The organism is Achromobacter pestifer, from assembly GCF_902859625.1.
GTDB lineage: Bacteria > Pseudomonadota > Gammaproteobacteria > Burkholderiales > Burkholderiaceae_B > Achromobacter > Achromobacter pestifer.
Window position 1 is genome coordinate 162,682 of the sequence record NZ_CADIJX010000002.1, and the last position, 13,856, is coordinate 176,537.

The 13,856-nt window shown below is 64.8% G+C and carries 15 protein-coding genes, 1 tRNA gene and 1 pseudogene; 13 read left to right on the forward strand and 4 right to left on the reverse strand.

Features of this window, described 5'->3' with window-relative positions; all coding sequences use genetic code 11:
• Positions 1 to 10: 10 nt before the first annotated feature.
• From HV753_RS07440 to pdxK, 6 genes are all read left to right on the forward strand, one after another.
• Positions 11 to 703: a DNA repair protein gene (locus HV753_RS07440; protein WP_246288189.1), complete on the forward strand. Its 693-nt coding sequence runs from the start codon at positions 11 to 13 to the stop codon at positions 701 to 703.
• Between the two features lie 43 nt (positions 704 to 746).
• Positions 747 to 1,259 carry a YbjN domain-containing protein gene (locus tag HV753_RS07445; protein WP_175173826.1) on the forward strand — a complete coding sequence of 171 codons (513 nt, stop codon included), beginning with the start codon at positions 747 to 749 and terminating at the stop codon, positions 1,257 to 1,259.
• A 70-nt stretch (positions 1,260 to 1,329) separates the two neighbouring features.
• Complete coding sequence (locus HV753_RS07450; RefSeq protein WP_175173827.1) at positions 1,330 to 2,400, forward strand: peptidylprolyl isomerase; 1,071 nt, start codon at positions 1,330 to 1,332, stop codon at positions 2,398 to 2,400.
• Complete coding sequence (locus HV753_RS07455) at positions 2,336 to 2,833, forward strand: MbcA/ParS/Xre antitoxin family protein (RefSeq protein ID WP_175173828.1); 498 nt, start codon at positions 2,336 to 2,338, stop codon at positions 2,831 to 2,833. The genes HV753_RS07450 and HV753_RS07455 overlap by 65 nt, the downstream gene beginning before the upstream one ends.
• Complete coding sequence (locus tag HV753_RS07460) at positions 2,830 to 3,327, forward strand: RES family NAD+ phosphorylase (RefSeq protein ID WP_175173829.1); 498 nt, start codon at positions 2,830 to 2,832, stop codon at positions 3,325 to 3,327. The genes HV753_RS07455 and HV753_RS07460 overlap by 4 nt, the downstream gene beginning before the upstream one ends.
• A gap of 61 nt (positions 3,328 to 3,388) precedes the next feature.
• Positions 3,389 to 4,252, forward strand: a complete 864-nt coding sequence (gene pdxK, locus HV753_RS07465; protein ID WP_175173830.1) for a pyridoxine/pyridoxal/pyridoxamine kinase — start codon at positions 3,389 to 3,391, stop codon at positions 4,250 to 4,252.
• Positions 4,253 to 4,297: 45 nt separating this feature from the next.
• Here the strand turns inward: pdxK and cynS are convergent, their stop codons facing one another.
• From cynS to amaB, 3 genes are all read right to left on the reverse strand, one after another.
• Positions 4,298 to 4,741 (reverse strand): cyanase, encoded by a 444-nt coding sequence (cynS, locus tag HV753_RS07470; RefSeq protein ID WP_175174620.1) that lies wholly within the window; start codon positions 4,739 to 4,741, stop codon positions 4,298 to 4,300.
• A gap of 139 nt (positions 4,742 to 4,880) precedes the next feature.
• Entirely contained in the window at positions 4,881 to 6,173 is a 1,293-nt protein-coding gene (locus HV753_RS07475) for a phospholipase A (protein ID WP_175173831.1), read from the reverse strand.
• Positions 6,174 to 6,417: 244 nt separating this feature from the next.
• Complete coding sequence (gene amaB, locus HV753_RS07480; protein WP_175173832.1) at positions 6,418 to 7,920, reverse strand: L-piperidine-6-carboxylate dehydrogenase; 1,503 nt, start codon at positions 7,918 to 7,920, stop codon at positions 6,418 to 6,420.
• 193 nt (positions 7,921 to 8,113) lie between these two features.
• Between amaB and HV753_RS07485 the strand changes: the two genes are divergently transcribed.
• The 7 genes and pseudogenes from HV753_RS07485 to HV753_RS07515 all read left to right on the forward strand — a co-directional run bounded on the left by HV753_RS07485 (position 8,114) and on the right by HV753_RS07515 (position 13,313).
• Positions 8,114 to 8,863 carry an amino acid ABC transporter ATP-binding protein gene (locus HV753_RS07485; protein ID WP_175173833.1) on the forward strand — a complete coding sequence of 250 codons (750 nt, stop codon included), beginning with the start codon at positions 8,114 to 8,116 and terminating at the stop codon, positions 8,861 to 8,863.
• Positions 8,864 to 9,053: 190 nt separating this feature from the next.
• Positions 9,054 to 9,845 (forward strand): ABC transporter substrate-binding protein, encoded by a 792-nt coding sequence (locus HV753_RS07490; protein WP_175173834.1) that lies wholly within the window; start codon positions 9,054 to 9,056, stop codon positions 9,843 to 9,845.
• Between the two features lie 18 nt (positions 9,846 to 9,863).
• The gene (locus HV753_RS07495) at positions 9,864 to 10,556 is read left to right on the forward strand and encodes an amino acid ABC transporter permease (RefSeq protein WP_175173835.1); all 693 of its coding nucleotides are present in this window, start codon (positions 9,864 to 9,866) and stop codon (positions 10,554 to 10,556) included.
• A 2-nt stretch (positions 10,557 to 10,558) separates the two neighbouring features.
• Positions 10,559 to 11,248: an amino acid ABC transporter permease gene (locus HV753_RS07500; RefSeq protein WP_175173836.1), complete on the forward strand. Its 690-nt coding sequence runs from the start codon at positions 10,559 to 10,561 to the stop codon at positions 11,246 to 11,248.
• Between the two features lie 16 nt (positions 11,249 to 11,264).
• On the forward strand, positions 11,265 to 12,557 hold the full coding sequence (locus tag HV753_RS07505) for an NAD(P)/FAD-dependent oxidoreductase (RefSeq protein WP_175173837.1): 1,293 nt from the start codon (positions 11,265 to 11,267) through the stop codon (positions 12,555 to 12,557).
• A gap of 12 nt (positions 12,558 to 12,569) precedes the next feature.
• Positions 12,570 to 13,152, forward strand: a pseudogene (locus tag HV753_RS07510) (helix-turn-helix domain-containing protein).
• 84 nt (positions 13,153 to 13,236) lie between these two features.
• Positions 13,237 to 13,313: transfer RNA gene (locus HV753_RS07515), tRNA-Arg, on the forward strand.
• Between the two features lie 172 nt (positions 13,314 to 13,485).
• Here the strand turns inward: HV753_RS07515 and HV753_RS07520 are convergent.
• The gene (locus HV753_RS07520; RefSeq protein ID WP_175173838.1) at positions 13,486 to 13,791 is read right to left on the reverse strand and encodes a hypothetical protein; all 306 of its coding nucleotides are present in this window, start codon (positions 13,789 to 13,791) and stop codon (positions 13,486 to 13,488) included.
• Positions 13,792 to 13,856 lie beyond the last annotated feature (65 nt).

The window sequence follows — 13,856 nt, forward strand, 5'->3', positions numbered from 1 at the left end:
GGTCATGGACATGCACATCGTATGGGATGAATCCCGCCACTCGCCCGCCATGGGACGCGGCCGGCGGTTCGCCGCCGCCGTGGCCTTGTGCGCGGCCGGGCTGAGCCTGACCGGCGGCGCGCAGGCCGAAAGCATGGAAGAGCGCCTGCGCGCCCAGTTGCGCAGCACCACGCAGCAGTTGCAGCAATTGCAAAGCGAGCAGGCGCAGGTCAACGCCGCCAAGGCGGCGGCCGAAGCGCAACGCGATGCCGCGCAGAAAGAGCTGGAGTCGCTGCGCGCACAACTGGCCAAGAGCCGTGGGCAGGCCGAGAAATTGGCCGAGCAGCAGGGCGCGGTGATGGAAAGCGCCCAGGCGCAGGTCGCCGCCACCCATGCGCAACTGGGCAAGTTCAAGGGCGCCTATGACGAGCTCTTGACCCTGTCGCGCGCCAAGGAGGCGGAACGCCAGACGCTGGCCCGCAACCTGGCCCAGCGCGATGAGGAAGTCAAAGTGTGCGTGGCCAAGAACCGTGACATGTACGAGGCCGGCAAGGAAATTCTCAACGCCTATGAACGCATCAGCACGGGTGACGTTCTGGCGTTGAAGCAGCCTTTCGCGGGCAAGGCGCGCGTGAAGTTCGAGGAACAGGCGCAAGCGTATGGCGACAAGCTGTACGACGCCCAGGTGCCCCGGAGTCAAGCTGCTGCAACGTCCAATCCGTAATCTGTCCCTGATTGCCCCTTTTCTTTATCCAGGAAATACCGAAATGACCGAAACCAGCCTGATTCTTGACGTGAACGCCGAGCGCCTGCAAACGCTGCTGCAATCCGTGGGCTACCGCGTGACCCTGTCCGAACAGAACGGCATGGTCCAGCTGTTGAGCGCCAGCCAGGGCGTGGGCTTTGCCGCGCGCATGGGCAATCCGGCTCAGCAGGAAGGCCACTATCTGGACTACACATTGAGTTGCGCGCTGCGCGTGCAAGGCGAACTGCCGGCCGGCCTGGCGGATCGCTGGAACGTGGAAAAGCGTTTCGCCCGCCTGTCGGTGCAAGGCGTGTTCCTGGTGCTGGAGCTGGACGTGATCGTGGCTGGCGGCGTGTCGGAGAACTATCTGCGCGCCACCACCGAGTTGTGGGACCGCCTGTTGCAGGAATTCCTGCTGTTCCTGCGCGCCAATGCGTCGGCCCAGGACGCCGCCGAGGCCGCCCCGGACGCGCAGGACGCGCAGGACGCCGACACTGAAATCACTGAAACCGCCGAGACGACGGCTACCGCGTAACGTGCCCCGCAGGGTGCCGCCGGATGCTTGCGCGTGCGGCGGCGCCCTGATGCCATGCAGAGGTTCCACCATGACCAAGACCCTGACCTCCTCCAACCGGCTGCGCCTGACCGCGGCGGTTCTGCTGATTGCCGTACTGGCTGGCGCCGTCGCGCTGATGCGCGGCAAAGATGCCCAAAGCAGTGAAACCACCACCGCCAAAACGGTGGCTTCCGCGGCTCCCGCCAGCACGGGCGTCACGACGACCGCAGGTACGCCCGCCACGGCGCCGGCCAGCCGGCCTCCCGCCATTGCCACGCTGGGCGCCGTGCAAGTCGACCGCGATGAACTGCTGCGCCAGTTGCAGGCAATGCCGCCGCAGGCGCGTGAACAGTTGAAGGACAACCGGGCGGGAATCGACCAATGGCTGCGTGCCAGATTGGCCGAGAAGGCGCTGATCGAGCAGGCGCGCGCGCAGGGTTGGCAGGACAAGCCGGAGCTCAAACGCGCGTTCCAGGCGGCGCAGGAAAGGATCGTGCTGCAAAGCTATCTGGAATCCGTCAGCCGGGCGCCCGATGACTATCCGGCGCAGGCCGATCTGCAAGCCGCCTATGAACGCGCCAAGCCGCAGTTGGCGGTTGCCGCGCAGTACCGGGTCAGCCAGATCTATCTGCCGGCCGCATTGGGGGATGCCGATGCCGTGGCGGCGGCCCGCAAGCAGGCGCAAGATCTGGTCAAGCGGGCGCAAGCGCCCAAAGCTGATTTCGCCGCACTGGCGCAGAATTTCTCGCGCGATGACACCACGCGCGCACAAGGCGGCGACATCGGCTTTGTGCCGCTGGCGCAGCTGATGCCGGAAATGCGCCCGGTGATCGAGCAGATGAAGGAAGGTGACGTATCGGCCCCGGTGCAGTCGGCGGCGGGATTCCACATTCTGAAGCTGTCCGGCTTTCATCCGGCCAGCGTCACGCCGTTTGATCAGGTGAAGGAAGAGCTGCGCGCCGCGCTACGCTCCCAACGTCAGGAATTGGCCGCGCGGGCCTATCTGGAGGGCTTATTGAATGCCGGTACCGTCAGCATCGATGGCGCGGCCCTCAATGCCGCGTTTGAACAAAGCGCAGCCAACCAAGCGGCCAAGCCGGCCGTCGCCCGCGCACCGTGACACTACGGCGCCGCAGGCGGCAAGTGCCATCAACCGGGCGCTGGATGCGCGCCTGAAGGGGGCGTTGGGCAATGCCCAGCCGCCCGCCAGCCTGCAATGCACGGCGGCATTGCTGCAAGCCCTGCGCCAGACCTATCCCGACGAGTTGGGGCGCTGGTTTCCGCTGGTGCCCGAACAGGCGCCGGCCCGCGCCAGGGATCCGTCGCGCGACCTGGGGTTGGACTTGTCCGACTTGCGCGTGCTGTACCGGGCGCTGCGGGTGACGTGGTTGGCCGAACAGGTGTTCGGCGACCGCGAACAGGCGCATCAATGGCTGCGCAGCCCCAAGCGGCGGCTGCATGGACGGGTGCCTTTGCTGCTGTGCCAGCACGGACGATATGCCGCGATGATCGAACAATGGCTGGTCAACATCGATGAAGGAAATGGTCCATGATTGCGCTCTGGCGCTTGAGCAACAGCCAGGATCTGCAACCGCGCGCCCGGCCCGCGGGCCGCTGGCATGGCGCGGGTGCGCCGGTGGTGGTGCTGGACGCGAATCCGACTGCGGCCGTGTTCGCGCGGCTGGCCTTGTCGGAAGTGGCGCATCCGCGGGCCTTGCCTAGCCATTACTTCCTGCTGGAGGTGATGGCGCCGGATCACACCGTCAGCGACGCCGACCCGCCCTTGCATTGGGAAACCGATCTGCCCGCCACCCGGGGGATCGGCAATGCCTGGCTGGCTCGCGGCGACACGCTGTTGCTGCGGGTGCCGTCGGCCGCGGGCGGTTTTCAGTACCTGCTGAACGCCGCTCACCCGCAATTGTCGCAATGCCAGATCGTGTCGTCCGTGGCCTATCCCTACGCGCCGCACCTGGCGGGGATCTCCGATGCGGTGCTGGACGGCGCGGGGTGGCTGGTCGCCGCGGGAGGCGAGGGCGCGCGGGACTAGAATGATGCCCATCCGGCGCTGCGCCGGAGTGCAACCCTAGTTCCTGTCAGGAGCCCGCCGTATGACTGCCATCTCCGCTGCCCCCGTGCCGGGCGCAGCGTTGCCCGCCTACACCGTGCAGGTGGACATCGTTTCCATTCAGTCCCAAGTCGTCTATGGCTATGTGGGCAACAACGCCGCCATGCCGATTTTCCGTCGCGCGGGTTTGCGCGCCATCGCGGTACCCACCGTCATTCTGAGCAATACGCCGCACTACCCGACGCTGCATGGCGGTGCCGTGCCGCTGGATTGGTTTGAAGGCCTGCTACGCGGGTTGGATGAACGCGGGGTGACCAAGGTGGCGCGGGCCGTCGTCTGCGGCTACCTGGGCCAGCCTGGCCAGGCGGATCTGCTGGCGCGCTGGCTGCCGGCGTTGCGCGCCGCCCGTCCGGACTTGCGCGTGCACATTGATCCGGTGATGGGCGATCGCAACGACGGTCTGTACGTGGACGCTGGCCTGGTGGCTCAATACCGCGATCTGCTGGTGCCGCTGGCCGACGGCATGACGCCGAACCACTTTGAACTGGAACTGCTGGTGGGCCGCCCGTTGACGTCCATTGATGACGTGGTGGCGGCGGCACGCGAGCTGATCGCACAGGGGCCGGATTGGATCGTCGTGACCAGCGCCGCGCCGATGGCCGCCGCGCCCGGCACCTTGCAACTGGTCGTGGTGACGGGTGACAAGGCCAGCGTGGTGACCCACCCCGAGATCGCCATCCCACCCTCGGTGCATGGCACCGGCGACGTGTTCATGGCCAGCGTGACGGCCCGGCTGCTGACGGGGCAAGACCTGCCTGAAGCCGTGCGCGAGGCCGCCGCCCAAGTGACGGCGACCCTGGAGCGCACGCGCGAACTGGCCTGGGAAGAACTGGCGGTGGAAGACTAGGCGGGGCACTGATCGGGCTGCCAGGCCCGCCCATGGCATGCCCGATCAGTACGTCTTGTACGGCAGGAACTTTCCGCTCATCACGATCTGCACGCGGTCGCCCTTGGGGTCCGCTTCGCGCGACAAATCCATCTTGAAGTCGATGGCGCTCATGATGCCGTCACCGAACTCTTCGTTGATCAGCGCTTTGAACGTGGTGCCGTAGACATTGATCAATTCATAGAAGCGGTAGATCAGCGGATCGGTGGGCACGGAGGTGGGCAGGGACCCTTTGTAGGGCACGACTTGCAGCTGCACAACGGCGTCGTCGGGCAGATCCAGCACGCGCGCGGCGGCCTGTGCCTGCGCTTCAGTCAGCGTCATCTGGCCCAGCAGCGCGGCCGTGGTCCATTCCTTGCTTTGGCCAACCGCTTCCGCGATGGCGGTCCAGGTCAGTTTCTTTTCCAACTTGCGGGTAACGATCAGTTCGGTGACTTCAGCGCGGGACATCATGATGGAATTCACTCCTCGTTGGCGATATCGTTGCGGGGACAGCACGTAGGATGGGTGAAGCGCGGCACTATCGTCCCAAGCAATCCATAACCAAGCGCGCGCAACCCATCATGCCGCCAAGTCACCCACGCGCCCCCTACGGCACCAGCGACAACCCCACGCGGAACTGTGATTCATTGCGCTGGTTATATCCCAGCAGCGTTTCCCCATACCCATTGAAGTACTGCAAGTGCAAATACCCGTTCATGTTCAGCCACGTGCGCTGCAAGGGCCACGCGAAGTCCAGCTGAGTCGTGCGGCGCTTTTGGTCGCCCTGGCGGTACATGGCCGAGACGACCGCGCCGTTGTCCTGGGCCCAGCGCAATTGCCAGTCGACGTGGCCAGCGTAGTCGGCGTAGTCGCGGTTTTCGTCAGCGACGCCGAAGTAGGCCTTGACCTTGGGGGCGAAGGTCAACGTGCTGCCGCTGTCCAGACGGTAGTGAAAGCGCGGCTCGATGTAGCCGTCGTTCACCGACCGGGAATCTTCGCCGTCCTTGCCGTTGGAATTGTGTTCGACGCCCGTGTTCATGCCAAAGCGCCAGTTCTGGTTGGCGGACTGCCAGATACTGTCCGATAGCCAGAAGGCGCTGGGGTTGAAGGTGGTGTCGATGAAGGGCATGGAGTCGCCCTGCAAGTCCCACAACGAAGTTTGGGTGTAGGCCAGGTAGAAGTTCTCGCCCCAGGTTGCCGGGCGGCCGCCGCTGGGGCTGAAGAGCCGGTACTTGGCGCTGATCTGGAAGCGGGCGGTGGTTTGGCCGCGAGTGCCAATGTCGAAGTACACGGGCTTGTACTCCGAGATCGAACTGCGGAAGCGGTCGAACGCCGTTTGCTGGGCCACCGTGGGCACGACGGCCGAATCGGGCGAGGGGCCGCCTTCGGGCGATGCGCCGACGGCGGTGACGGCGGCCACGGGCACGGGTTCGCCGCTGCGTGCGTCCACCACGGGGCCTTGGGCGGGCGTGCTGGCCAGCGTGCCGCTGTCACGGCCGGTGGCGTCCAGCGCCATCATCGAAGGTTGCCCTTCGATGGATACGGCTTGCAGGCCGCGCGCCGTGCTGGGCACGACGGCAGTCCACGCCATGCGCGCGAAGTTGTTGACGGGCACGCTGTAGCTGGCCCGGTCGCCGACCAGCTTGGCCAGGCTACGCACGATCTGGCCGTCCTGGCTGCGCCATTGCAGCACCAGTTCGGGCGGCGCTTGCCAGTTGGCGCGCGCGCTGTCTTCGTTGAAATACACCGCTTCGATCGTGACCGTTTCGCCGGGGGCGGCGGACGGGCGGTCCAGGCGATACGACACGCCTGCGGCGGCGGAGCCGGCTGCACCCAGGGCAATCACGGCCACAAGGGCGCGCATGGCGAAAAGGGACGGTGTGTGACGGTGTAGGGGCATGGCGCGCGATGTTTTTTTGTGACGAGGCAATGTAGCATCGCGCGCCGAAACTGTTTGTAAGGCAGGCTTATCGGATGTAGGACGTGTAATAAATAGGTGTTACTCAGGATGTCGGAACGGCGCGGCGTTGCCTGTTGCGCAGCGTTCTTGCGACAAGGCCCCGCGCATTGTCGACAATGCGCGGGGCCTTGGAGGCCTGCGTGCCCGACCGGGCTGGCGCGGGCTTGGGTACGGGCTTAGGTGCTTACTCGCCGAACTTGATGCCTTGCGCCAGCGGCAGGTTGCGCGAGTAATTGATGGTGTTGGTCGCGCGGCGCATGTAATTGCGCCAGGCGTCCGAACCCGACTCGCGGCCGCCGCCGGTTTCCTTTTCGCCACCGAAGGCGCCGCCGATTTCCGCGCCCGAGGTGCCGATGTTGACGTTGGCGATGCCGCAGTCCGAACCCGAGGCCGACAGGAAGGTCTCGGCTTCACGCAGATCATTGGTGAAGATGGCTGATGACAGGCCTTGCGGCACGCCATTTTGCAGGGCAAGTGCGTCGCCGAACTCCTTGTAGCGCATCACGTACAGGATGGGCGCGAAGGTTTCATGGCAGACCACGTCGGTCTGGCCGGGCATTTCGGCAATCGCCGGGCGCACGTACCAGGCGTTGGGGTAGTCATCGGCCAGGACCCGTTCGCCGCCCGTGACCTTGCCGCCTTGTTCGCGCGCGGCTTTCAGGGCCTCTTGCATGGCGTCGAAGGACACGCGGTCAATCAGCGGGCCGACGAGGTTGCCGCTGTCCAGCGGGTTGCCGATCGGCGCGCTGGCGTAGGCCTTGTGCAGGCGCTGGACCAGCGCGTCCGCCACGCTTTCGTGCACGATCAGGCGGCGCGTGGTGGTGCAGCGCTGGCCGGCCGTGCCGATGGCGCCGAACACGATGCCGCGCGCGGCCATGTCCAGGTCGGCGGTGGGGCCGACGATGATGGCGTTGTTGCCGCCCAGTTCCAGCAGCACGCGACCAAAGCGTTGCGCCACGCGCGGGCCGACCTGGCGGCCCATGCGGGTCGAACCCGTGGCCGACACCAGCGCCACTGCATGCGAATCCACCAATGCTTCGCCGACTTCACGGCCGCCGATCAGCACTTCGGACAGGCCGGCAGGCGCGTCGCCGAAACGTTGCACGGCCTGAGCGAACAGGGCTTGGCAGGCCAACGCCGTCAACGGGGTTTTCTCGGACGGCTTCCACACCACGGCGTTGCCGCAGACGATCGCCAGCGCCGCATTCCACGACCACACGGCCACGGGGAAGTTGAAGGCGCTGATGATGCCGATGACGCCCAGCGGGTGCCAGGTTTCCATCATGCGGTGGCCGGGGCGTTCGGAAGCGATGGTCAGACCGTACAACTGGCGCGACAGGCCGACGGCGAAGTCGCAGATGTCGATCATTTCCTGCACTTCGCCTTCGCCTTCCGCCACGATCTTGCCGGCTTCAAGGCTGACCAGACGGCCGAGCGCGGTCTTGTTCTCGCGCAGCGTCTCGCCCAGCAGACGGATCAGCTCCCCCCGGCGCGGGGCCGGCACATCGCGCCAGGCCAGGCTGGCCTGGCGGGCGCGGGTGATGGCCGAATGGGCCTGCGCCACCGTGTGTTCATGCACCTGGGCCAGTTCAGCGCCGTCGATCGGGCTGCGTGCGGTCAACGTGCCGCCGGTAAGCGTGTCGGGGTTCAGGCCGAGCGCGCGCAGGATGTCTTGGGGGGTGTCCATGCCGGTTCCTTGGATTGCCAGCGAAGCCGTGTCTTCGCTTAAGGGTTATGCCTAAGTGGCGATTCTGGAAAAAAATTTACTATACGAAACTCCAGCGTGAATTGCGAAACTTTTTTTCTAAACCGGCTTAAGCTCCGCTTCCTTTCCCGAAGCGCCCCTGGCCGGCACGGAAAACCTCTTTCGGGGTGCATCAGTGGCAGACGCTTTACTGGATGTCCAGGCAGTCACCAAGACCTACCAGCGCGACGGGCAGCCGCCGCATCGGGCGCTGGATGGTGTCGACTGCCAGTTGAACCGGGGTGAAGTCATGGTGGTGGTCGGGCCGTCTGGTTCGGGCAAGAGCACCTTGCTGCGCACGCTGAACGGCCTGGAAAGCATCGACAGCGGCACGATCCGCGTGGACGGCGTGTCACTCACGGACCCCGCCACCGACGTCAACCGCTGGCGCACCGAAATCGGCATGGTGTTCCAGCACTTCAACCTGTTCCAACACCGTACTGCGCTGGACAACGTCGCGCTACCCCAACGTGTGGTCCGTGGCCGCAGCCGCGCCGATGCCGAACGCTATGCCCGCGACCTGCTGGGCCGCGTGGGCATGGCGGATTTCGGCCAACGCTATCCCAGTCAATTATCCGGCGGCCAGCAGCAGCGCGTGGCCATCGCCCGCGCGCTGGCGATGGACCCCAAATTGATGCTGTTCGACGAAGCCACGTCCGCGCTGGATCCGGAAACCGTCGGCGGCATCCTGGAACTGATGCGCGGGCTGGCCCGCGACGGCATGACCATGGCGGTCGTCACCCACGAAATGGGTTTCGCGCGCGATGTCGGCGATCGGGCCTTGTTCATGGATGCGGGCCGCATCGTCGAAATGGGCACGCCCGACGAGGTATTCGTGCACCCCAAGGAAGCGCGCACCCGCGCGTTCCTGGACAAGATTCTGTAGTCCAAGCAGTAGTAGGTATCAGAAGCACCACGCAGCACCATGCACCACCACGCAGCAACAGGAAGGGCGTTCGCGCGTGCGCGGCGCCAGGCGGTAAGGAGGCCGGTCCCGCTAATCCGGGCGCTGCCGGCCATGACGCAACACGATGCCCGGAATGAAAAGGTTTCATCCACCTCTAGGGGATATTGAAATGCTGAAAATCAAACAATGGCTAGGCGTGGCGGGCGTTGCCCTGGCGGCCGCCACCGTGGCGTTGCCCGCGCAAGCCGACGAATTGGGCGACATCATCAAGCGCGGGGAATTGCGCGTGGCGGTGCAGACTTCCGGCCCGCTGATGAGCTTCATGGACAAGACCGGCAATCGCACCGGCCTGGCCGTGGAAGTGGCCAAACGCATGGCCGACGACCTGGGCGTGAAGCTGGTCTTGCAGGACTATGAATGGAAGGGTTTGCTGCCGGCGCTGCTGTCGGGCAAGGCGGACATGGTGGCCGCCGACATGACACCCACGCCGCAACGCGCGGCGCAGGTCCTGTTCTCGGCCCCGATGTTCTACGCCGAAACCGTGGCGGTCGTGCCCAAGGATTCGCCGTACAAGTCGTACGAAGAACTGGACAAGGCAGGTGTCAACGTCGGCGTGCTTGGCGCCAGCACCTACGCGGAAGTGGGCAAGAAGATGTTGCCCAAGGCCACGATGAAAGAGTTCTCGGGCGGTAGCGCCCCGGTTGGGCAGGCGCTGTCCAGCGGCCGTCTGGACGCCGGCATCATGTCCATGTCCACCGCCAACCAGTTCCTGGTGGACTTCGGCAACCTGCGCGTGTTGGACGGTGTGATGGTGCGCGAGCCGCTGGCGTTTGCCGTCGGCCCCAACGCCTTCCGCCTGAAGTTCTGGCTGGATAACTGGCAGACCCTGAAGACGGCCGACAACACGCTGCCCGAACAGGTGAAGTACTGGTATTCCACCGATTGGAAGAAAGACCACTAAGCGAAGACGGGACCGCCCATGGACTGGCTGATCGATTACTACAACTGGCGCATCGTCAGCCAGTACACGGGCCAATTCGCCACCGGCCTGGCCAACACGCTGATCGCGGCGGGCGCAAGCCTGGTGCTGTCCGTGCTGGCCGGCGTGCCGCTGGCCTTGCTGCACATGTCGCGCCGCGCCGCCGTCTGGCGTCCCGTGGCCGGCTACGTGCAATTCATCCGCTCCACACCGTTGCTGGTGCAGATCTATCTGGTCTATTACGCGGTGCCCATGCTGATTCCGGGCGCCAAAGGCTGGAGCGAGATGGTGCTGGGCATTCTTGCCATGACCCTGCACCACGCCGCCTACATGAGCGAGATCATCCGCGTGGGCATTGAATCCGTGCCGCGCGGCCAGATCGAAGGCGCCAAGGCTTGCGGCATGAACTATCAGCAGCGCTTGCGCTACGTCGTGCTGCCACAGGCTTTCGTCAACACGCTGCCGCCCTTGCTGGGGCAAACCGCCGTGCTGATCAAGGACACCTCGCTGCTATCGCTGATCACCGTGTTTGAACTGGTCGCTGCCGGCGTGCAGATGAATAGCGACCGCATCGTGCCCAACGAAAGCTTCCTGACCATCGCCGCGGGTTATCTGCTGATCTACGGCGTCATGCTGTTGTTGTCCCGAGGCGTCAGCCTTTGGCTGGCGGGTCCCGCCTGGAACGCGAGGTAAGCATGCTGGATTCCTATCTTTCCACCGCCGGCGTCGTGCTGCCCTTCTTGTTGAAGGGCTTCTGGGAAACGCTGAAGATCTCGTTTGTGGCCATCATCGCCGGATCGCTGCTGGGTTTCGTGATCGGCGTGATCCGCAGCTACCGCATTCGCGGCATCCATCAATTGCTGGGCCTGTACATCCACGTCCTGCGCGGCACGCCGTTCCTGGTGCAGCTCTACATCTTCTACTTCGTGCTGCCCAGTTCCGGCATTGAATGGCTGCATTGGGACTCCGGCACGGCGGCCTTCGTGTCGCTGTCCGTCTATACGTCCTGCTATGTCGCTGAAATCGTCATGGGCGCCATTCAGTCCGTGCCCCGCGGCCAGACCGAAGGGGCCATGACGCTGGGCCTGCGCCCCCTGCAAATCCTGCGGTTGGTCATCCTGCCGCAGGCCATGCGCTTGATCGTGCAGCCCATGAGCGGCGTCTACGTCATGCTGATCAAAAGCACGGCCATTCTGTCGGTGGTCGGCATCACGGAACTGACCCGGCAAGGTGAAGTGTTCATCATCACGTTCCCGGCCAAGTCCCTGTTCATCTACGGCATGATCGCCGTCATCTATTTCCTTTACTGCTACCCGCTATTGCGTCTGGCCAATTGGCTGGAAAAGCGCCTGACGGGCGGCTTGCAGGGCGCAAGCCTGCACTGACACGGACCCCATCGGCATGGCCTCCGAGTACATCGATACCTATTACAAGCGCACGCTGTCTGACAGCGAGACCTACTATCCGCCGCTGGCGGGTGTGTCCAGCACCGACGTTTGCGTGATCGGTGGAGGGCTGGCGGGTTTGTCCACCGCCCTGGAATTGGCCCGCCGTGGGCGCAACGTCACCTTGCTTGAAGGCAGGCGCATCGCATGGGGGGCGTCCGGCCGCAACGGCGGCTCGGTCTCGCCCGCGTTCTCGGCCGGCGCAGACGCCATCAGGAAGCACGTGGACGAAGACCACTATCGGCAGTTGTACCGGCTGTCGATGGAAGGCGTGGAAATCATCCGCGACAACATCCGCAGCCTGGCCATCACCGACGCGCACCAGGTGGACGGCCGGCTGCGCGTGGTGCGTTACGAAGCCACGGACTCCTTGAACCAGTGGTGCGATGCCCAGCGCCGCGATTTTGGCCGCGACGTGCGTTTCCTGACCCGCAGCCAAGTGCGTGAACGCCTGGTCTCCGACGTCTACCACCAAGGCGTCGAGGACCCCAGCTCGTTCCATTTCCATCCGCTGAACTACGCCCGCGCGCTGGCCCGGGAGTGTGTACGCCTGGGCGTACGCATCCACGAAGATTCGCCCGTCACCGGTGTCACGCTGACAGGCGCGGTCAAGCACCTGAAAACAGAGCGAGGCCAGATCGACGCCCGTACCGTCGTGCTGGCAACCGGCGGCTACACGGGCAATGTCGTGCCGGCGTTGCGCCGGGCGATGTTGCCGATCGCCACCTACATCATGCTGACCGAGCCGCTGGGCGACCGCGTGCGGGAGGCCATCCGCAGCACGGCGGCCATCGGCGACGACCGCCGCGCTGGCAACTATTACCGGGTACTGGATGGCGGCCGCATCGGCTGGGGCAGTAGAATCACCACCCGTGTCGACGACCCTCCCGATCTGGCCGAGTCCTTGCGCCGCGAATTGCTGTCCGTTTACCCCCAATTGCAGGGGCTGCGCGTCGAGACCGCTTGGTCGGGGCGCATGGCCTACGCGCGCCACCTGATGCCACAGATCGGCCAGTTGGCGCCGGACGTCTGGTATTGCACGGCGTTCGGCGGGCACGGCATGAATACCACGTCGATCGGCGGGCGCGTCGTGGCCGAGGGGATCACGGGCGACACCCAGCGCTATAAATTGTTCGAGCCATTCGGGCTGGCTTGGAACGGCGGCGGCCTGGGCACGGCGGCGGTTCAACTGACTTATTGGTCTTACCAGGCGCGCGACTGGTGGCGAGAGCGCTCCACGCGGGCATGACAAGGTACACAGATGCAAGGCAACAAACAGAGCGCATTGGCACAACGGCTGCGAGCCCTGCGCCAGGAGCGGGATTGGACACTGAAGCAGGCGGCGGCGGCCACCGGCGTGTCCGCGTCCACTCTGTCCAAAATCGAAAACAGCCTGCTGTCGCCCACGTATGACAACCTGATCAAGATCGCCGCCGGCCTGGACCTGGACGTCGCCGAACTCTTCATCGCCTCCGACGCCCACATGGGTACCGGCCGGCGCAGCCTTAGCCGCCAGGGCGAAGGCCGCCAGTACGAAACGCCGTACTACGCACCGCCTGCTGTGCACCGCGCTGTCACACAAGCGCATGATGCCGTTCCATACCCGCGTCAAAGCGCGCGCGTTTGACGAATTCCAGGACTGGAGCCGCCACGGCGGCGAAGAGTTCGTCTACGTGCTGGAAGGCGAGGTTCTGCTCTATACCGAGTTCTACGAACCCGCGCGGCTGAAAGCCGGCGAAAGCTTCTATATAGACAGCCGCATGGGGCACCGGGTGATCAGTCTGAGCCCGGAAGACGCCATCGTGCTGTGGGTGTCCACGCACGCGGATATCGAGGAAGAATAGGGGGGACGTTTGTGTCAGCCCACCTTTTCCCGCAACAAGGTAAAATGCGGCGCCCGGATCTCTTCCGGGGCATCGCCACACTGCGCGGCAGTAGCTCAGCTGGATAGAGCACGGGCCTTCTAAGCCCGGGGTCGGGGGTTCGAGCCCCTCCTGCCGCGCCAGAAAACACGTCAATACAAGCGCTACGGCCTTTTCTGGTCCGCTGGTAGCGGATCCCTTAGAACAACGACGCCCGCTTCGCGCCATATTTCAGCTGCTTGATACCCGAACGCGAGACCCATCATCGGCGACGGGCTGAAATACGGGCGTGCAATGGATGGGCTGGCCTGGCCGCTAATCGATCCGCAGCTCGAAGTCTTGCCCAAAGGCGTGGACCCCGCCGCTGTCGACCGTCCCTGACGGGTCCCACGTGCCGTTTCGCGTCACGATGAGGGCGACGCCGACGAATGCAAGGCGAATCGCGAATTTCCAAAACTGGATTTCGGATCTGGGGGCAAGCTGGAACAGTTCCCCGTCGACTATCAGCGCGGAAGGCGGAGGGGCCATCCCGAGCGACCATTTGATGGCCACGCCCAGCAGCGAGAACTGCGCGCCGATCGTGGTGGGCTTGAATTGGTACAGTCGAACTCTGTTGGACATGATGCGCAGTCCTGTCTTGCGTCCAAACCAGAATATCAGAGTTGGCCCAGCCGTTCTCCTAGGGA